Below are 19,303 nucleotides of genomic sequence, written 5' to 3' on the forward strand. Positions count from 1 at the left end.
GACTCCGCACCGCCGATCGACGTCTTCTGTCGATCAGCGAATGTGCATCGATCGCCCACGCGCACATCCAGACAGATATGGACCGACTTCAAGCAATGACGACGTTTGTGACCGTCGTCGAAACGGAGGGTTTCGCCTCGGCGGCACGCAAGCTGAGCGTGTCGCCCTCGGTAGTCAGCCGGATGGTGACCGAACTGGAAGAACGCCTCGGCGTCAGGTTGCTGACACGGACCACCCGTATCGTCAGGCTGACGGACGCCGGGGCGACGTATTTCGAAGACTGCCGCCGCATACTCGGCGAAATCGACGCAGCGGAAGTCACGGCGACCGGCACGCATGCAGCGCCGCGCGGTCAGTTGACCGTGACTGCGCCCGTGATGTTCGGCAAGCTGCATCTCATGCCGGTCGTGCTCGACTATCTGACGCGCTTTCCGGCGGTCAATGTCAACTGCTGGTTTCTCGACCGCATTGTGAATCTGGTCGACGAAGGCGCGGACGTCGCGGTGCGGATCGGCGAACTGCCGAGTTCGTCGCTGCAAGCGATCGCGGTGGGCAAGGTTCGGCGCGTCTTGTGCGCGGCTCCGGCCTACCTCGAGCAATACGGTATGCCGCAGCGCCCCGAGGATCTGGCCGGCCACACCACGATTCAGGCAAGCGGTATCTCGCCCGCGCCCGAATGGCGCTTCGCCGCGGATCAGCAGCCGCTGGCCGTGCCGATTCAACCACGCCTGACTACCACCACGAATGAGTCGGCGATCGCGGCTGCCATCGCGGGATTCGGGGTCGCGCGTTTACTGTCGTATCAGGTAGCCCGCGAGATCGAGGCAGGCACGCTGAAAATTGTGCTGGCCGACTATGAACCGGCGGCGCTCCCGGTCCACGTCGTCCATCGCGAAGGCAGGCACGCCAACCAGAGGGTTCGCTCATTCCTCGACCTCGCCATCGAGACATTGCGCACCCAGGCCTGGATTTGACGGGGATGGCGGTTCCTTGAATGCCCGGCTTATTTAGCACAGCCCCAATGCAAGCGGCTGGTCGCAGGTCCGCGGCCGAAGCCCGGCAATCGTCTGTTGTATAAATTTTCAGCGTAAAATGCGCCTGCCGCCGTGATGTACCGGCGTAGAGCCCATACGTCAGCGATGCATCTCGATCTCATTACCTTCTATCTTCTCGCAATCGGAACGCTACTCGCCAGTTCTGGGCTGACCCTCTGGGAGCATCGAACTCATCCGAGGCGCAGCAAGGAATTGCGGATCCTGGCAGTGGGCTACGCCACGCTTGCAATCGGCTGTGCTGCCGCCGCGTTTCGTCGCGACCTGCCCGGTGCGCTGGGCGCGGGCTTAAGCAATCTCATCTTTGTTGCCGGCTATCTGTTGGTCCTGCGCGGTGTCGCATCGCTGAACAACCGGAAAAACGGTGCAAGTTCGCTAGGCATCCTCGTTCTGGTGGCGCTGACCTGGGCGCTTGTGGGCGCGCGCGGGCAGGACGTCCTGTGGAACTATGTGAGTTCAATTCCAATCGCGGTAGCGTCCGGCATGACGTCTATCGAGCTATTGCGAAACAATGAGATGAAATCGCTGAAATCACGGCATGTCGCGGTGATCGTGGCGGGCATCCACGCGCTCTTTTATGCCGCCAGGGCATCTGTCTTGCCTGGGTTAGTGACGGTGTATGGACACGACATGCTGTCCGTTGCCGGCAAGATCACGATGTACGAGGGCGTCCTGTATTCGGTGATCCTGCCAATGACCTTGCTGGCGCTCGTCCGCGAGGAAACCCATAGCCAGCTTTTGCAGGAGTCGCAAACGGACTATCTGACCGGTCTTGGCAACCGCAGATGGTTTTTCGAAGAGGGCACACGCGTCATTCGCGACAGTGGCGTATCGCAACCGGTTTCACTTCTCGCCTTCGATCTCGATCACTTCAAGACGATCAATGACCGGTATGGTCATGAGACGGGTGACGCGGTGCTGAAGTCTTTCGCGGAAATTACGCGCAGCGTGGTGGGACCCAAAGCCATGCTCGCCCGCATCGGCGGAGAAGAATTCGTCGCCCTGCTGCCTGGCCACGACAGCGTCCGTGCCAAAGAGGTGGGCGAGGCCGTGGTTGGACGTTTCGCCAGGACGGTCGCTCACAGGACTAACAACGTCGACATACGCGCCACGGTCAGCGTCGGCCTCGCGCGGTCTGGCAGCGCAACGCCCACGCTTGCCGACCTGCTGGCGGCCGCCGATCAGGGGTTGTATAGCGCGAAATCGCTGGGCGGTAATCGGCTGGAACTGGCGCGGATCGATGCGCGACGCTCGGTGGCCTGAGGCTCGACTCGTCGCGATGCCCGTTTCAAGTGTCTTTGAGTCAATCGATCATGAAGAGTTTTTCAAAAGGCGGCCTTGTCTATTCCACTGACGGCGGCCGGATGTGCCCCGAATGCAGCCAGGTGCTCGCGCAATGTGTCTGCAAAACAATCGCGAAGACTCGACCGGCAGGGGACGGCGTGGTGCGAGTGAGTCGCGAGACCAAGGGCAGAGGCGGGAAGAGTGTGACGCTGGTGAAAGGGCTGGCGCTCGATCCCGTTGCGTTGGCGTTGCTGGGCAAACAATTGCGCACGGCTTGCGGTTCTGGTGGAACGGTCAAGGATGGCGTAATCGAAGTGCAGGGCGACCATTGCGAGCGGGTCATCGAAGCGCTGAAAAAGTACGGCCATAGTGCGAAGCGGGCCGGGGGCTGATCGCTCGATGAGCGCACGCGGTCGAAAGGTCGAAAAATAAAACGTTCGTCATCAAGCGTGCGCAAAGAATGAGTAGCATCCGGCGGTCAACATGAGGACCGTATGCCGGAGAGACGCACCCACGCCACCACGGGCAGCACCGCATCCCAGCACGTCGAAGGAGCCTTGCGCCTCGCATTGCAAGCGCTTTCCGGGCGCGCATGGACGGATGCGATTCACCACGCCGAACGGGCCATCGCCGTTGCCAGCGGAAACGGCTTCGCGCATATGGTGCGCGGCGTCGCGCTGACCGGCATCGGGCGCTTCGATATCGCGCTGCCCGCGCTCGAGGAGGCGACGAGGCTGTCGCCCGACGATCCCCGCACGCATTACAACTTCGCGGTCAGCCTGCAGCAGGCAGGACATACGTTGCACGCGATGGCGGCCTACCGCGCCTGTCTCGCGATTGCGCCGGATTTTGCCGACGCGCTATGGAACTATGGCGAAAGCCTGCGACTGGGCGAACACTTCGAACAGGCGCTCGAACTGTTCGACCGCCTTGCCGCGATCGAAGGGGGCAGACGTCCGCATGCGGCGCACCGGAGCGCCGTCTGCTGTGCATACAGCGGCCAGGCCGAACGCGCCGACGCGCTATTCCAGGAGCAGCTCGCCGCAAACGACGACCCCGCAACCCACTGGGAGTACGCGCTATTCCTGCTCCAGCAGGAACGCTTCGATCAGGCATGGCCACATTACGCGCGCCGCTTCGATGCCGGCGAGAGAATCATGGTCCGCGGCATCAAACGGCCTCATCCGGCATGGAACGGGCAGTTTGAAAAAGACGCGTTGCTGCTCGTCACCGGCGAGCAGGGCGCCGGTGACGAAATCCTGTTCGCCGCGTTCCTGCCCGGGTTGCTGCGGCGCGCGCATGGCGCGGGCATGCGTGTCGTGATCGTTTGCCGGCCGGAACTGGTCCGGCTGTTTCGCGCGAGCTTTCCGGGCGTACAGGTGGAGTCGGCCGCGCTGCTCGACGACACGGCGGAGCGCACGTCGTTAGACGCACTTGCAAGCCATGAAACGGCAAATGCCTGGCATGTCTATCTAGGCGATCTACCTCGATGGATCGAGAAACCGCCGCCGGCGTGTTATCTGCAACCGGACCCGGCCGATCTCGCCGCCGCGCGCGCACTGATCGGCAACGCCGATGAATCGGCCGACCGCCGCGGCGGCGCGCGCCCGCGTCGCGTCGGGCTCGTCTGGTCCGCCAATCCGGCGGTCCCACAGGCGAACCGCACCGCCCGCAACGTGCCTTCCGCGCTCATCAACGGATGGCTCGGCGGTCTCGACAACGTGCAGTTCTATTCATTGATGCCCCGGCCGCACATCGAGCGGGTCGGCGAAGTCGCCGACCTGCCGCTGATCGACCTGTCGGCATTCGTTACGGACTTCAGCCGCACCGCCGCGGCGATTTGCTGTCTGGACCGCGTGATCTCGGTGTGCACGTCGACCGCCAATCTGGCCGGCGCACTCGGCGCCGATCTTCATGTGCTGCTGCAGCGGCACGCCGACTGGCGATGGGTGCGAGGCGGGTGCGCGTGGTACCCGAACGTCACGCCTTATCGGCAGGCGCTGCGTGGTGACTGGAGCCCGTGTCTCGCCGCACTCGTTCGCGATCTCGCGCAGACGCCGGGCAAGTAGCGCGGCGAAAAAAGCGCGGCGAAGAGCGCAGGAAGCAGTGCAGGGAAAAGCGCCACGGTAGGACAGCGAAAAGCGCGACGAAAAGCGCGACGAAAAACGCCGCAACCTCGAATCAATCGCGCCGGACGCCCAGCTTCACTGCACCCGGCTGCGCAGAAAAGCGGAGCCGCGTTCCGCTGCGATGACCAGCACGAACGTGACGATCAGCAGGAACGATACGGTCTGATACTGGAACAGGTTCATCGCGGTCAGCAACTCAAAGCCGATGCCGCCCGCGCCGACAAAGCCAAGCACCAGCGACGAGCGCAGGTTCTCGTCGAAGCGGAACAGGCTGATGCCGAGCAGCGTCGGCAGCACCCCGGGCACCACCGCATGGGTGAACACCTGCAGGCGGCTCGCGCCAGTCAGCGTCAGCGCTTCGACGGGGCCCATTTCCATGTCCTCGATCACCTCGGCGAACAGGCGGCCGAGCATGCCGATCGAATGCACGCCGAGCGCGAGCGCGCCCGGAAACGGTCCCAGTCCGACGGCGGTCACGAACAGCAGCGCCCACACGAGGTCCGGCACGGCGCGCGTAATGCCGATGATGGCGCGCGCCACGTAATACAGCGGCCGTGCGGGTGTCACATTGGCCGCGGCCAGCAGCGCGAGCGGGAAGGCGAACAGGACCGCGAACACGGTGCCGAACACCGCCAGGTCGATCGTCTCGAGGATCGGCTTGAGGCTCGGCACGAACTGGCTGAAGTCGGGCGGCATGGCGCGCGCCATGATGTCGGCCATGCCGTGCACGCCGCTGATCAGGTCCTGCGGACGGGCATGCACGCCCACGTATGCCTGCGCGAACAGTACGACGAACGCGGCCAGCGCGGCGATCCGGGATAGCGGATTGCCGCGCGTGGCCTGGGTGGACGCCACTAGTGAAGAAGCGCGATTCATGAGGTCTCGCCCGAGTACAGGTTGGAAATCTGCTGCGTGCCGACCGACGCTGCGCGTTCGTCGAACTCGATCCGGCCGGCGCGCATGCCGATCAGGCGATCGGCATAGCGCGTCGCCAGTTCCGGCTGGTGCAAGACACAGACGACGGCGAGCCCGTCGGTTGTCGCGAGGCGGCGCAACAGACGCATCACTTCGTCGGCGGCTTCGGGATCGAGACTCGCCACCGGCTCGTCGGCGAGCACCACCTGGGGCCGCTGCGCGAGCGCGCGCGCCACCGCGACGCGCTGCGCCTGGCCGCCCGACAGCGTGCCCGCACGCTGAGCAGCCAGATGCAGCAGGCCGACTTCGTCGAGAAAGCCGCGCGCCGGCTCGATCTCGGACGTCGGCACACAGCCGAACGTCGTCGCCAGCGTGCGATGCCGGCCGAGTGCGCCCGTGCAGACGTTCGCCAGCACGCTGCGCCGCTTCACGAGATTCGCGTGCTGCGAGATCAGCGCGACCGACATGCGCGCAGCCCGCAACTGCTGGCCCGTGAGCGCGGCCAGATCGCGGCCGCCGGCTTCGACCGAACCGCCGCTCGGCCGGTTCAGCCCGACCACGCACTTCATCAGCGTGGACTTGCCGCAGCCGTTGCTGCCGAGAATCACGACCATCTCGCCCGCATCAACCGACAGGCTCACGTCGTGAAGCGCGGTGTGCCCGTTCGGATAGCGCATCGTCAGATGGCGCACGGCCAGCCGCACGCCGGCGCCGGCCACGCGCCGCTCCGCCCGATCCACGCCCGCGAATGCCGGGCCCGCCGGGCCCGCCGGGCCCGCCGCGCCGCCGGGCGCGCCACTGATCGCCGTCGCCGCGTGCGGCACGCTCACAGTTTGCTCAGATCGATATGGAGCGTCGAGACCAGATCGCGGATCTGATCGTAGGCGCTGTCCGTCTGCGGTACCGTCTTCAGCGCCTTGCCTTCATTGGCCGCGAGAAACTTCTGATCGGCCTCCGGCAGTTCGTGGAAGTCGAGCGTTTGCAGCACACCGGCAAGACGCGTCTTGAATTCGGCCGGCAGGTCGCCGCGAATGGCGAACGGATCCTGCGGAATCGGTTCGGACTTCCACAGCGTGACGTACGCTGCCGGATCGTATTCGTCATGCAGCTTCGCGCTGGCGATTTCCTCGCTGTTCAGCTCGCCCGCTTCCACCTTGTGATTGCGCAGCGCCTCGAACGAGGCCGTGTGGCTGCCCGCGTAGATTCCCTTGACGTCGTGATCCGGATCGATGCCGTTCTTGCGCAGTCCGTACGCCGGGAACAGATGCCCTGAGGCCGAAGCCGGGTCCGAGTAGGCGAACGAGCGGCTCTTCGCGTCGGCGAGCGTTTTGATGCCGCTGTTCGGCCACGTGACGATCGAGGCGTAGTAGTTGGCCGGCTTGCCGTCCTCTCCGGCGAACCCGGCGACTGCCTGGGCATGCGCGACCTGATGCGCGAGCACGTAACCGAGCGGGCCGAACTGACCGAACTCGAGCTTGTTATTGCGCATCGCCTCGATCTCGGCGTTGTAGCTGGTCGCCACGTACAGTTCGACCTTGCAGCCGATCTTCTTGCCGATCAGGTCGGCGAGATCCGTATAGACCGGCAGCAGCCGCGCGGTCGACTCATACGGCTCCACGCCGAAGCGCACCGTGCCGTCGTTCGGACAACTGCCGGCCGCGTGCGCCGCGGAGGCCATGACCGTGCAACAGGCCGAAAAGATCAACGATGCGAGCAGACGAAAACGTTCGATTTTCATGTCGGATTGCTCCGGATAATTGACGTGTTGAGGGGCTACCACTGATAGGACATGCCGGCGCCGTAAGCCGCGCCAGCCGGCCCGACGCTGACGCCGAGCTTCATCTTGATGCTGTTCGTCAGGCGCGCGCTCGCACCGATCGCCGTCGCAGCGTAGCCCTGATAATCAGCCGTGCCGACGCCGATCGCGAAGTTCTTGCCGGCGTCGACTTCGGGGATCATCGTGAGGGCCGTGGCTGCCGCCACACCGCCGTACGCCTTGCGGGCCACGCTGTTGATGCCGGACTGAACCGAAGACAACTGGTTCATGTTGACCGCGTCGGTGCCGTTCACACCGGGCGCCACGTTGGTGATCCGCCGCTCGCTGCCTGGCGCGCCGACCGATACGGTGTTCGGATCGTCGGCAACGGAACCCGCACCGAGCGCGACCGAGTTGGCCGCGGCGGCGTTCGAGTTCGCGCCGAGCGCGGTGGCGTTGTTGCCGCCGGCATTCGCATTGTTGCCCTGCGCGGTGGAACTGACGCCGGAAGCCGCGGCATTCGTGCCGATCGCCACGCTGCCTTGGGCCGAGGCCACAGCGCCGGCGCCGTTCGCGGTGCTGCTTGCCGCCGCCGCAACCGCATTCGCGCCCATCGCCGTACTGTTCTCGCCCGCTGCGTTCGCCGAATAGCCCATCGCGGTGGCGCCCGCCGCCGACGCAACCGCCGGCACGGACGAGCCGCTGTCCGGCGTCGCGCTCTTGTCGGTTGCCGCCTGCGACGTGCCGGTGCCGGCCGCTGTCTGTGCCGCTGTCTGTGCCGATGTTTGTGCGGGTGTCTGTGCCGGCGGCGTAGCGGCCGATTGCTGGCCGATCGAACTCATCTGGCCACTGAGTTCGTTTTCGACCGCTTGCAGCTGCGCCACGTTGACCGCGTCGTTGGCCTGGCTGCCCGCCGCTACGCCGGTGATCTGCCGGTTGCCGACGTTGACTTCACCCGCCGACGACTGCGGTGCGCTCAGACCAAATGCCTGGTAGGCCGCCACCGCGCCGCGCATGGCATCGGAACCGGCGCCGAGCGCCACGCTGTTGGTCACCGCCTGGCTGCGCGCGCCGATCGCCACCGAATCGTCGGCCGTGATCGAATTGCCGGCCAGCGAGCCGATCGCGACGTTATCGCTGCCCGTCACGAAGAAGCCCGCGCCATAACCCTGCGCGACGTTGTTGCTGCCCATCACGTCGTGGCCGGCGCCGTAACCGAGCGCGAGGTTGGTCTGGCCGGTCACGTTGCCGCCGGCGTAGGGGCCGAACGCCGCGTTGTTGTCGCCCACCACGGAGCTGCCCGCATTGGACCCTTCGACGAGATTGCCACTGCCGACCACATTCGAACCGGCGCTCATGCCGCTCGCCGAGTTGTAGCTGCCGGTCACATTCGAACCCGCGCTCTGGCCGTTCGCGAGGTTGTTGCTGCCGGTGACGTACTCGCCGGCGTTCGAGCCGAACGCCGTGTTCTGGTCGCCGGAAACATAGCTGCCTGCCCAGAAGCCAAACGCGTTGTTGTAGCTGCCCGTCACATCGGTTTGCGCGCTGCGGCCGAACGCCTGGTCCCAGCCACCGACCAGGTTGATGCCCGCGAAATAACCGATTGCCTGGTTCGCGTTGTGACCCGAGACATTGGTGCCCGCGCCCTGGCCGATCGCCAGATTCCAGTTCGTGCTCACGGTGTTGCCCGCGCCCTCGCCGATCGCGATGTTGTTGCTGGCCGTGACGTGCTGACCGGCGCCGTCGCCGAAAGACTGGTTGTAGCTGCCGGTCACATACTCGCCGGCGCTGGTGCCGAACGCGTCGTTGGTGCTGCCGGTGGTGTAGCTGCCCGCCCAGAAGCCGTACGCGTTGTTGTAGTTGCCCGTCACGTTGGTCTGCGCGCTGCGGCCGAACGCCTGGTTCCAGCCGCCGCTCACGTTGATGCCCGCGAAGAAGCCGATCGCCTGATTGGCATTGCCGCCCGACACGTTGGTGCCCGCACCGTCGCCGAGCGCGAGGTTGTAGTTCGTGCTCACGGTGTTGCCGGCGCCCTGGCCGATCGCGGTGTTGTCGCTACCGGTGACCGACTGGCCGGCGCTTTGGCCGATTGCCGTGTTGTCGCTGCCCTTGACGTTATTGCCGGCCGATTCCCCAATGGCCTGGTTGTAGTTGCCGCTTACGCTGGTGGTCCCGGCGCTGGCGCCGATGCCTTCGTTATGCGTCGTGCTGTTGTACGTCGTCGGCACCTGCGCCTCGACGCGCACGCCGTGGGCGGCGAGCAGCACGCCCATCAGCATGCTGAGTCGCGCGACCTGCTGTCTATTCGTCATGTAGTGGTCTCCTGATCGGTTTGCATTCGCGCGTTCAGCTCGTGATTCCGCTTGCCATAGCCGGATCGCTGATGCCCGGCGCACCCGTCTCGACCCGCCCCGCGAAGCGGCGCACGAGATTCGGCGCAGTCAGGGTGAAGTCGTACCAGTTGCCGCTGTTGGCGAGCGGCCAGTGCTGCTCGGCGGAGTGACCCGCGGGCACGTTCAGCGTCCATGGACCGCCGGTGTAGACGCTCGCGTAAGCACTGGCGCTCAGCGTGACCTGCACGTCCTGGGTGCCGCTGTTATTGACGGTGGCGTACACGGCGCCGTTCGCCACGTCGTAGCAGGCCTGCAGTTCCACCGGCGCGCCGCTGCCGACGTTGCCGCTGAACTGGCGCACGAAGCCATTCGGTCCGTACACCGACAGGTTGTAGTTGCCGTTGGCGTCCGCGCTCCACGCCGTGTCGTTCAACTGCTTGCCCGCTTCGACGGTGTAGCGGCGCGGAATCTTGCCGAGATTGTTCTGGTCGTACACATGGAACACCGCGCCTTGCGTGCCGGTGTTGCTGAACATCAACTCGAGCGCGCCGCTCGTGGACACCCGCGCGCTGGTGTGCAGTTCGTAGGGCAACGCACGGGACGGCCGGTAGCCGGCCTCCTGGAACAGCGGTTCCGGCTGGCCCGGCGCGCGGGCCGCCGGCAGCGCCCGCTGCGCGGCGTCGAAGGTGGCGGTGTTGGCGGTGCTCGGCAGAGCCGCATACGTGGTGTTGCTCGCGTTCGGGCTGGTGAAGTCGAAGCAGCTCGTCAGATCGCCGGCCACCGCGCGATGCCACGGACTCACGCTCGACACCGTGATGCCGAAGCGCTGTTCGAGGAACAACGCCATCGAGGTATGCGTGAACACTTCGGAGTTGACCCAGCCGCCCGCGCTCCACGGCGAGATCACGAACATCGGCACCCGTCCGCCGAGTCCCCAGGGACGCAGCGTGCCGCTGACCGTGTCGGCGGCTTCGAGATACGTGCGCGACGGATCGGAGAAATACTCGCCGGCGAGCGGCAGCGTCGAGCCGCCCATCAGGTTGCCGCTCGCGTCGTACGACGGCACCGCCGGGCGCAGCCCGTGATCAAAGATGCCGTCTTCTTCGTCGTAGGTGACGAAGAACGCGGTCTGGCTCCAGACGGCCGGATTGGCCGTCAGCGCGTCCAGCACCTGGGAGATGAAATTCGCGCCGTCGCTCGGGAAGTAGCTGGGGTGTTCTGAGTTGTTCGGTGTCGGCAGGATCCACGACACCTGCGGCAGCGTGCCGTTCTGCACGTCGTTCGCGAAGGTCGTCAGGAAGTCGGGGCCGCCCGTCATGCCGTTGTCGTAGATCGCCGAGCCCGGCGCCGAGGTGCGGAAGCTCTGGAACGCGAGGCAGCCGTGCAGCAGGCCGCTCCAGTTGTTGTTCGGGTCCTGATAAATTTTCCAGCTGACGTTGGCGCCCTGCAGCAGATCGGGCAGCGTCGGCCAGTTGAAGGTCGAACCGCCGTAGGTGTACTGGTTCGGCGCCGTGGTCGCGGAGATCGTGCCCGACACCGAGCAACGCACATTCGATACTTCGGCATCCGCTTCGGTCGGATTGATGCCGACGGCCGCCAGTTGCGGGTTGTAGTTGGAACCCGAGAAGAACACCACGCGGTTCGGGTCGGTGGGACCGGTCAGCGCGCAATGATAGGCATCGCACAGCGTGAACGCTTCAGCGAGCGCGAAGTGGAACGGAATATCGGCGCGCTCGTAATAGCCCATCGAATACTGGGTCTTCCAGTACGGCCAGTTGCCGAACAAGCCCTGGTTCCAGGCGGCCTGGCCGGTGCCGTAATCATGCGGACAGTCGGCCACGCCCATTGCGTTCATCGTTGCCGTATCGAGGTGAAACGGCGGGATGGTGACGGCGGGGGTCGCGCCCGGCGCGCTCGACACCTGCTGCCATACCGATTGCCCGCTCGCCATCGTGATCGGGAAGCGGTCGCCGAAACCGCGCACGCCCTTGAGGGTGCCGAAGTAGTGGTCGAACGAGCGGTTCTCCTGCATGAGGATGACCACATGCTTGATGTCCTGGATCGTGCCGGTCTGGCCGGCAGGCGGAATCGCGAGAGCCCGGCGGATCGAAGGCGGCAGCATGCCTGCGCCTGCCAGAATGCCGGTGGCGCCCGCCGCGCGCAGGAAGTCGCGCCGGCTGATGCCCTTTGGCGCCGCCGCGTCGTTGACGTCGCGTGTTTTGTTAGTCATGGGGAGTGTCTTTACAAGGCTGGAAGAGGGGCGTGCCGCGAAGCCAGGCGGTCACCGCAACGAGAGATCAGGGCGCGCAGTGCAGTACCGGCGCGGTGGCGGGAGGCGTGCCGGACGAGGGGGACGTGCCGGAAGCCGGCGTGGTGCCGCTCGCGCCGGTGGGGGCCGAGGTCCCCGTGCCCGGCCCGCTGCCGGAAGAGCCCGATGACGCGGAAGATTGTCCATTCGAGTTGCTGCCGCCACCGCCACCACAGGCGGCCAGCGCGACTGCGGCGACGAGGAACACGCTGCCGAGCAGCACGCGCCGCCCGTGAGTCCCGCCTGCAACATCCCGATCACGCACTACAGTGCATTCGAAGTTCATGAGTTAGTACGCCATATGAAATGTCGTCGAGGGAGGTCCACACCCCGGCGAACCAATGCGAAATTGGCCAATCCCGAAGCCTTATCGCTGCGCTCCGGAGCAAGTGCGCTGCGCTAAAGGGCGGAGCGAACGATGCGCATGCTAGGCATCGTCTGTGACAGAGAAATGAACAATGCTCATTTCGAGTTGGAGGTTGATATGAGCTAAATTCAGTATTAAGCTTGCGACTGCTTTTTCCAGCTCGATAGGTCAGGAATGTTCTCGATGCGCAATTTCTCCAGTTCTCTTTACGATCCCGCGCGGGGCAGCGAAGACGCGCCGCAGTCGCCGTCGTCCGGGAGGTCAGCGCCGGCCCCGACTCTGGCTGCGACTCCGGTCGCGAGCGCGCCGGAATCCGCGGCCGGGCAGATCCTGGCGGCGCGCCTCCTGCTCGCGGGCGCGAAGGGCTTCGTGGTCGATCTCGACGGCACACTCGTATCCGGCAACCACGTGATAGCGGGCGCAAGAGAGTTGCTCGACCATGCGCGGGAGCGCTATGTGATCGTCTCGAACAACTCGCGCGACACCGAGGCCACGCTCGCGCGCAAGCTGGCTCGGCTGGGTTTGCGGGTCGAGCCCGAACGCATCGTGCTGGCGGGGCAACAGGCGGTGCTGTTGATGCTGGAGCAGTATCCGCAGGCACGCGTGCGGATTGTCGCGAGCCCGGCGCTCACGCACTTCGCGACCTCGCTGGGCGCCAACGTGGTCGAGCACGACCCCGACGTCATCCTGCTGGGACGGGACGTGCATTTCGGCTACATGCGCTTGAAGTCGATCGCGAACCAGCTGCGCCGCGGCGCGAAACTGATGGTCGCGAATCCGGATCTGAACCATCCGGCGGCGGACGGCGGGGTGACGCCCGAGACGGGCAGCTTGATGAACGCGGTGATCGCCTGCGCCGGCATCGAGCCGACCTGCGTGGTCGGCAAACCGGAGCCGCTGCTGTTTCGCGAAGCGCTGCGCCGGCTCGGTACCGACGCGGCTAGCACGCTCGTGATCGGCGACAACCCGCTGACGGATGGTGCCGGCGCGCGGCAGCTGGCAATGCAATGCCTGCTGGTGGGGCGCCATGTGGACGCCCACCTCGAATCGCTGGCGCTGCTATTCAGACAGGACGAGGCGACCCGGCGCTTCGGCTGAGCGCCGGTAGGATCAGTAGCGCTTGAGCGACAGCACGTCGAAGGTCTGACGCAGCACGTCGACAGAGCGTTCGTAGTCGGCGAGGGCGAGACACGCAATCAGCACGTCGACGATGGCGAGCTGCGCGAGACGGCTCGTCATGGCCTCCGTGCGAAAGCGGGTTTCGCGGGCCATCGTGGTGAGCACGATGTCGGCGTAGGCCTGGATCGGCGAGCGGCCGAAGTTGGTGATGCAGATGGTCCGCGCGCCGGCTTCTTTCGCGAGCCGCGTCGCCATGACCGTTTCGTGCGTGCTGCCGGAGTGCGAAATAGTCAGCGTGGCGACGCCCGGGTCGCAGCGCGACGCGCTGATGACCTGAATATGCGGATCGGTGACCGAACGCGCGTCGAGGCCGATCCGCAACATGCGGTAATGCGCGTCGTCGGCAATGGACGCGGCGCTGCCCACGCCGTAAATCTCGACGCGCCGCGCGCCGCGGATCGCGGCGACGGCCTGCTCGAGCGCATGCACGTCGAGCGTTGACTCCGTGTCGCGCAACGTCTGGACATTCGAGCTGAAGATTTTCGCGACCACCGTGGCCGCACTGTCCTCCTGCTGTAGATCTTCATGGATCAACTGGACCGGCTGGACGATTTCCTGCGCCAGCACGATCTTGAGCTGCTGAAAGCCGGTCGCTCCCAGCCCCTTGCAGAAACCGACCACGGTTCCTTCCGCCGCGCCTACCCGGTCGGCCACATCGCTCACCGACATATGCACGACTTCCTGCGGCCGCTCGCGGATGAAATCCGCGATGCGCCGGCTCGCGGCGCCGTAGCTCGGATAGAGCTGTTCGATCCGGGCGAGGATCGCTGAAACGGTGATCTCGCCGGACGGCGACGACGTATCGGTGACCGTTTTTGCCAGGTCTTTATTCGCTGGCTGCATTGAAGCTCCTGTTCACAAATCGTTCATATACCGGCGCGGCCAGGCTGACCGCTGGACGGGGCGCGCAAGGCGCCCCCGCATGCTAACGAATCGCTGACAAGTCGTACAGCGGCGACCCCCTTTCGCAGGAGCCTGGTCGAGCAACCGGGAGTATGCCCGCCAAAGATGAGGCAGCGGACGCCTGAACGCATTACGGAAGCTAACCGGCCCATGAGTTACGACGCGAGTTACGACCCGCGAATGTCCAGCGCACGAAACCCGCGAACAATCGAATTCGCCTGATTATCGTTATGGTTTAAAGAAAACTATTGTGGGAAACACCACGAATGCCATTTTTCGCGCACGAAAACTCGGATCGTAAATATTGGTAATAAAAAAATGAATGCGTTGCCGGATGGTCATCAATCGCGATCCCGGCCGTGCATCCAGCGCGAATGATCGGCTGGAAAACGCTATACGTATAGGGCAAACGCCTGTCGCCCGTTTTCACGCACAGCCGAAAATTGGCGAGGATAGACTCCCGGTGGGTAAGCTAATGCGCATAAAGCGGCTGCAAAATTAATTCCGGTTGTGTACATTCCCGCATTGTCCTGGCGCGGCACCCGCGCGGGCTTCGTGGTGCGTTGTTTTTCAAATCGCTTTTCCTGCAGAAAAATTGAAAGGAACCGGAAAATCGACTCCGGCCGACGCGCTCGCCTGAGTCGTGCTCTCGTCGCTTTTTCGTCATACATGACAGTTCAACCCCAAGTGCTGGAATTCTCATGCTCGCCCTAGTACGCGTCGCGCTCCGGCGGCCCTACACCTTCGTCGTCCTGGCGATCCTGATTCTGATCATCGGACCGCTGTCCGCGCTCAGAACGCCGACCGATATCTTTCCCGACATCCGCATCCCCGTGATCAGCGTCGTTTGGCAATACACGGGTCTGCCGCCGGATCAAATGGTGGGACGGATCACGTCGCCGTTCGAGCGCTCGCTGACCACCACCGTCAACGACATCCAGCACATGGAAGCCGAATCGGTGAACGGCTTCGGGATCATCAAGATCTTCTTTCAGCCGGGCGTGAACATCAGTAACGCCAACGCGCAGGTCACCGCGGTCGCGCAGACGCAGCTGCGTCAATTGCCGCCGGGTACCACGCCGCCGCTGATCCTGAACTACAACGCGTCGACGGTGCCGATCATCCAGCTCGCGTTATCGGGCAAAGGGCTCTCGGAACAGAACCTCGGCGACCTCGGCTTGAACCAGTTGCGCCCGGCGCTCGTCACCGTGGCCGGCGCGTCGATTCCGTATCCGTTCGGCGGCAAGTCGCGCCAGGTGCAGATCGACGTCAACCCGGCCGCCATGCAGGCGCGCGGTCTGTCCGCGCAGGACGTCGCGAACGCGCTCGCGAGTCAGAACCTGTTGACGCCGATCGGTACGGAAAAGATCGGCGATCACGAATACACGCTGCAGCTGAACAACGCACCGTCCGCGCTCAAGGCGCTCGGCGACTTGCCGATCAAGGCCGTCAACGGCACCACCGTGTATATCCACGACGTCGCCAATGTGCGCGACGGCAGTCCGCCGCAAACCAATATCGTGCACGTGGACGGCAAACGTTCGGTGCTGATGTCCGTGTTGAAGAACGGCTCGGTGTCGACGCTGGGCATCATCTCGGGGATCAAGCAGCACGTGCTCGATGCGAAAGCGTCGTTGCCCGACGCGTTGCAGATCGCGCCGATCGGCGACCAGTCGTTGTTCGTGCGGGCGGCGATCAGCGGCGTGGCGCGCGAAGGCGTGATCGCGGCGGCGCTGACCAGCCTGATGATCCTGCTGTTCCTCGGCAGCTGGCGTTCGACGGTGATTATCGCGACCTCGATTCCGCTGGCGATTCTCGGCTCGATCGCGACCTTGTCGGCGCTCGGCGAGACGCTCAACATCATGACGCTCGGCGGCCTCGCGCTCGCGGTGGGGATTCTGGTCGACGATGCGACGGTCACCATCGAGAACATCAACTGGCATCTGGAGCAGGGCAAGCAGGTCGAGGAGGCGATTCTCGACGGCGCCGCGCAGATCGTCACGCCGGCCTTCGTCGCGCTGCTGTGTATCTGTATCGTGTTCGTGCCGATGTTCTTCCTCGACGGCGTGGCGCGCTTCCTGTTCGTGCCGATGGCCGAGGCCGTGATCTTCGCGATGGTCTCTTCGTTCATCCTGTCGCGCACGCTCGTGCCGACCATGGCGAAGTACCTGCTGCATCCGCACAATCTGAATGAAGAGGAGCATGAAAAGAAACGGCCCGGTCCGCTGGGACGGTTCCAGCAGGGCTTCGAGCGGCGCTTCGAAAAAGTCCGTGCCGGCTATCACGGCATTCTCGAACTGGCGCTGAATCATCGTAAGCCGTTCGTGAGCTGCTTCCTCGGTTTCGTGCTGCTGTCGTTCGCGCTGGTGCCTATGCTGGGCCGCAACTTTTTCCCGGCCGTGGATGCCGGTCAGATCCTGCTGCATGTCCGCGCGCCGGTCGGTGTGCGGGTCGAAAAGACCGCCCAGATCTTCGCGGACGTGGAAAGCTCGATTCGCCAGATCATCCCGCCCGCCGAACTCGGCACGATGGTGGACAACATCGGCTTGCCGGTGAGCGGTATCAATCTCGCGTACAACAACACCGGGACGATCGGCTCGCAGGACGGCGACATCCAGATCGCGTTGAACGAAGATCACCGTCCGACCGCCGACTACGTGCGGGAGATGCGCGAGAAGTTGCCGCGCCTCTATCCGGGCGTGACGTTCTCGTTCCCGCCGGCGGACATCATCAGTCAGATTCTGAATTTCGGCTCGCCCGCGCCGGTCGATCTGCAGGTGCGCGGCAACAACCTGCCCGCGAATTTCGCCTATGCGGGCCGCCTGCTGCGCGAGATCCGCCAGATTCCCGGCGTGGTCGACGCGCGCATCCAGCAGGCGCAAAATTCGCCGACCTTCAACGTCGACGTGGATCGCACACGCGCGCAACTGCTCGGCATCAACGAACGCGACGTGACCAACAGCCTGGTGGTGAACCTCGCCGGCTCGAGTCAGGTCGCGCCGACGTTCTGGCTGAACAACGCGAATGGCGTGTCGTATCCGATCGTGATGCAGACGCCGCAATACAACCTCGATTCGCTCGCCGCGCTACAGAATCTGCCCATTACGTCGACCCTGCAGAGCAGCGGACAAATCCTCGGCGGCCTCGCGACCGTCCAGCGCGCGAATACCAACGCGGTTGTCAGCCAGTACAACATCCAGCCGATGGTCGAGATTTTCGCTACCACCCAGGATCGCGATCTCGGTGCGGTCGCGGCCGACATCCAGCGCGTGGTGCAGAACAATGCCGGCACGCTGCCGAAGGGTTCGTCGATCGCGTTGCTCGGCCAGGTGCAGACCATGAACAGCGCGTTCGCCGGCATGCTGTTCGGCCTGCTGGGCGCGGTCGTGCTGATCTATCTGATCGTGGTGGTCAACTTCCAGTCGTGGGCCGATCCGTTCGTGATCGTCATGGCGTTGCCGGCGGCGCTCGCCGGCATCATCTGGATGCTGTTCGCCACCCACACAACGCTATCCGTTCCCGCGCTGACAGGGGCGATCATGTGCATGGGGGTGGCCACCGCCAACTCCATTCTCGTGGTCAGCTTCTGCCGCGAGCGTCTCGCCGAGCACGGCGATCCGTTCAAGGCCGCTCTCGAAGCCGGCTTCACCCGCTTCCGTCCGGTGCTGATGACGGCTCTGTCGATGATCATCGGCATGGCGCCGATGGCACTGGCAATGGGCGAGGGCGGTGAACAGAACGCACCGCTTGGCCGCGCCGTCATCGGCGGCCTGATTTTCGCTACCACCGCGTCACTGCTCCTCGTGCCGGTGATTTTCTGCATCGTTCACTCGCGCCCTGGCCGTGCGATTGCCCCGACACCCGCTACGGGAGGTCCCGCTCATGTCGTCTGAACCTATTGTCACCAACCAGCCGGTGCCGCGCCGCCGCCTCGTCGTCATCGGCGTGACCGCGATTGCCGTCGCTGTCATCGTCGTCGCGGCAGGCGTGACGCTGCGCGCCGTCGACGCCCGTAATCTCAAGTCGTGGACCAATGCGCAGGTCATCCCCACGGTCACCGTGATCACCCCGGTGAGCGCGGCAAACGGACCGACGCTCGATCTGCCTTCGCATCTCGAAGCGTATTCGCGTGCGCCGATCTTCGCGCGCGTGAGCGGGTATCTGAAGTCGTGGAGCGTCGACATCGGCACGCCGGTGAAAGCTGGGCAACTGCTCGCCGTGATCGAGTCGCCCGAACTCGACCAGCAATTGCTGCAGGCGCGCGCTGACCTGACGAGCGCGCAGGCTAACGCGGCGCTGGCCGGGACCACCGCGAAGCGCTGGCAGGCGCTGCTCGGTACCGATTCGGTCGCGCAGCAGGAAGTCGACGAACGCACCGGCGATTACACCGCGAAGAAAGCGGCCGTGGCGGCGGCGCAGGCCAATGTCGACCGCCTGCTCGCCACCAAGGGCTTCGAGCGCATCGTCGCGCCGTTCGACGGTGTGGTGACCGCGCGCGACACGGACGTCGGCGCGTTGATCAATGCCGGCAGTGGCGGCGTCGGCCAGGAGCTGTTCGTGGTCTCCGATGTGAAGCGCCTGCGCGTGTACGTGCAGGTGCCGCAGAGTTACGCGCCCGATGTGCGCAGCGGCACGACCGCGACGCTGAGCGTGCCGGAATACCCGGGTCAGCACTTCACCGCGCGCGTGGTCGCGGCGGCGGATTCGGTCAACGCGGCCTCGGGCACGACGCTGGTTCAGCTATTGGTCGACAACACCGACGGCAAGCTGTTGCCGGGCGGTTTCGCCAGCCTGCAATTCAAGCTGCCGGTCCAGCAGAACGCGGTACGCGTTCCCGCCAGCGCCCTCATCTTCGACGCGCACGGCCTGCGGGTTGCGACGCTCGGGGCGAACGGCCTCGTCGCGTTCAAGACGGTCACGATCAACCGCGATTTCGGCGACTCGGTCGAGATCGGCTCGGGACTCGCCGCGACGGACCGCGTGATCGATACGCCGCCGGACGGTCTGGTCGCCGGCGATCGCGTGCAGGTCGCGAGCGGCGCCAGCGCCGCCGGGAAAGGAGGCGCGAATGGTTAGG

At 64.9% G+C, this 19,303-nt stretch carries 14 protein-coding genes; 7 read left to right on the forward strand and 7 right to left on the reverse strand.

All coding sequences use genetic code 11. The features are described 5' to 3' along the window. The first annotated feature begins 77 nt into the window (after nt 1-77). From PQR53_RS05125 to PQR53_RS05140, 4 genes are all read left to right on the forward strand, one after another. A complete protein-coding gene (locus PQR53_RS05125; RefSeq protein ID WP_408451494.1) occupies nt 78-974 on the forward strand; it encodes a LysR family transcriptional regulator in 897 nt (298 codons plus the stop codon). Nucleotides 975-1,139: 165 nt separating this feature from the next. Further along, a complete protein-coding gene (locus PQR53_RS05130; protein ID WP_408451495.1) occupies nt 1,140-2,315 on the forward strand; it encodes a GGDEF domain-containing protein in 1,176 nt (391 codons plus the stop codon). A gap of 50 nt (nt 2,316-2,365) precedes the next feature. Next, a complete protein-coding gene (locus tag PQR53_RS05135; RefSeq protein ID WP_408451496.1) occupies nt 2,366-2,728 on the forward strand; it encodes a translation initiation factor Sui1 in 363 nt (120 codons plus the stop codon). Nucleotides 2,729-2,830: 102 nt separating this feature from the next. Further along, nucleotides 2,831-4,405 (forward strand): tetratricopeptide repeat protein, encoded by a 1,575-nt coding sequence (locus PQR53_RS05140; protein WP_408451497.1) that lies wholly within the window; start codon nt 2,831-2,833, stop codon nt 4,403-4,405. A gap of 135 nt (nt 4,406-4,540) precedes the next feature. Here PQR53_RS05140 and phnE read toward each other — a convergent pair whose 3' ends face one another. The 6 genes from phnE to PQR53_RS05170 form a co-directional block, all read right to left on the reverse strand. Then, nucleotides 4,541-5,341, reverse strand: coding sequence for a phosphonate ABC transporter, permease protein PhnE (gene phnE / locus PQR53_RS05145; RefSeq protein ID WP_408451498.1), 801 nt, complete (start codon nt 5,339-5,341; stop codon nt 4,541-4,543). Then, nucleotides 5,338-6,210 (reverse strand): phosphonate ABC transporter ATP-binding protein, encoded by an 873-nt coding sequence (gene phnC, locus PQR53_RS05150; protein ID WP_408451499.1) that lies wholly within the window; start codon nt 6,208-6,210, stop codon nt 5,338-5,340. The genes phnE and phnC overlap by 4 nt, the downstream gene beginning before the upstream one ends. Then, the gene (locus PQR53_RS05155; protein WP_408451500.1) at nt 6,207-7,118 is read right to left on the reverse strand and encodes a phosphate/phosphite/phosphonate ABC transporter substrate-binding protein; all 912 of its coding nucleotides are present in this window, start codon (nt 7,116-7,118) and stop codon (nt 6,207-6,209) included. Before PQR53_RS05155 ends, phnC begins: the two co-directional genes overlap by 4 nt. A gap of 35 nt (nt 7,119-7,153) precedes the next feature. Beyond that, on the reverse strand, nt 7,154-9,448 hold the full coding sequence (locus PQR53_RS05160) for a YadA family autotransporter adhesin (RefSeq protein WP_408451501.1): 2,295 nt from the start codon (nt 9,446-9,448) through the stop codon (nt 7,154-7,156). Between the two features lie 34 nt (nt 9,449-9,482). Further along, nucleotides 9,483-11,699: a phosphocholine-specific phospholipase C gene (locus tag PQR53_RS05165; protein ID WP_408451502.1), complete on the reverse strand. Its 2,217-nt coding sequence runs from the start codon at nt 11,697-11,699 to the stop codon at nt 9,483-9,485. 67 nt (nt 11,700-11,766) lie between these two features. Next, a complete protein-coding gene (locus tag PQR53_RS05170) occupies nt 11,767-12,063 on the reverse strand; it encodes a hypothetical protein (protein WP_408451503.1) in 297 nt (98 codons plus the stop codon). 264 nt (nt 12,064-12,327) lie between these two features. Between PQR53_RS05170 and PQR53_RS05175 the strand changes: the two genes are divergently transcribed. Then, the gene (locus tag PQR53_RS05175; protein WP_408451504.1) at nt 12,328-13,242 is read left to right on the forward strand and encodes an HAD-IIA family hydrolase; all 915 of its coding nucleotides are present in this window, start codon (nt 12,328-12,330) and stop codon (nt 13,240-13,242) included. A 12-nt stretch (nt 13,243-13,254) separates the two neighbouring features. Here the strand turns inward: PQR53_RS05175 and PQR53_RS05180 are convergent, their stop codons facing one another. Then, complete coding sequence (locus PQR53_RS05180; protein ID WP_408451505.1) at nt 13,255-14,166, reverse strand: MurR/RpiR family transcriptional regulator; 912 nt, start codon at nt 14,164-14,166, stop codon at nt 13,255-13,257. 761 nt (nt 14,167-14,927) lie between these two features. Here PQR53_RS05180 and PQR53_RS05185 point away from each other — a divergent pair. Together PQR53_RS05185 and PQR53_RS05190 are read left to right on the forward strand one after the other, a co-directional pair. Then, entirely contained in the window at nt 14,928-18,119 is a 3,192-nt protein-coding gene (locus tag PQR53_RS05185; RefSeq protein ID WP_408451506.1) for an efflux RND transporter permease subunit, read from the forward strand. Continuing rightward, nucleotides 18,109-19,302, forward strand: coding sequence for an efflux RND transporter periplasmic adaptor subunit (locus PQR53_RS05190; RefSeq protein ID WP_408451507.1), 1,194 nt, complete (start codon nt 18,109-18,111; stop codon nt 19,300-19,302). The genes PQR53_RS05185 and PQR53_RS05190 overlap by 11 nt, the downstream gene beginning before the upstream one ends. The last annotated feature ends 1 nt before the right edge of the window (nt 19,303 follow it).

The organism is Paraburkholderia fungorum (assembly GCF_046027605.1).
In the GTDB taxonomy this organism is placed as follows: Bacteria; Pseudomonadota; Gammaproteobacteria; order Burkholderiales; family Burkholderiaceae; genus Paraburkholderia; species Paraburkholderia fungorum_F.

Coding starts and splice junctions, on each gene's coding strand:
- PQR53_RS05190 (WP_408451507.1), top strand. CDS start 18,109: ATGTCGTCTGAACCTATTGTCACCAACCAGCCGGTGCCGCGCCGCCGC.
- PQR53_RS05175 (WP_408451504.1), top strand. CDS start 12,328: ATGCGCAATTTCTCCAGTTCTCTTTACGATCCCGCGCGGGGCAGCGAA.
- PQR53_RS05125 (WP_408451494.1), top strand. CDS start 78: ATGGACCGACTTCAAGCAATGACGACGTTTGTGACCGTCGTCGAAACG.
- PQR53_RS05180 (WP_408451505.1), bottom strand. CDS start 14,166: ATGCAGCCAGCGAATAAAGACCTGGCAAAAACGGTCACCGATACGTCG.
- PQR53_RS05140 (WP_408451497.1), top strand. CDS start 2,831: ATGCCGGAGAGACGCACCCACGCCACCACGGGCAGCACCGCATCCCAG.
- PQR53_RS05130 (WP_408451495.1), top strand. CDS start 1,140: ATGCATCTCGATCTCATTACCTTCTATCTTCTCGCAATCGGAACGCTA.
- PQR53_RS05135 (WP_408451496.1), top strand. CDS start 2,366: ATGAAGAGTTTTTCAAAAGGCGGCCTTGTCTATTCCACTGACGGCGGC.
- PQR53_RS05155 (WP_408451500.1), bottom strand. CDS start 7,118: ATGAAAATCGAACGTTTTCGTCTGCTCGCATCGTTGATCTTTTCGGCC.
- PQR53_RS05185 (WP_408451506.1), top strand. CDS start 14,928: ATGCTCGCCCTAGTACGCGTCGCGCTCCGGCGGCCCTACACCTTCGTC.
- PQR53_RS05165 (WP_408451502.1), bottom strand. CDS start 11,699: ATGACTAACAAAACACGCGACGTCAACGACGCGGCGGCGCCAAAGGGC.
- PQR53_RS05170 (WP_408451503.1), bottom strand. CDS start 12,063: ATGAACTTCGAATGCACTGTAGTGCGTGATCGGGATGTTGCAGGCGGG.
- phnE (WP_408451498.1), bottom strand. CDS start 5,341: ATGAATCGCGCTTCTTCACTAGTGGCGTCCACCCAGGCCACGCGCGGC.
- PQR53_RS05160 (WP_408451501.1), bottom strand. CDS start 9,448: ATGACGAATAGACAGCAGGTCGCGCGACTCAGCATGCTGATGGGCGTG.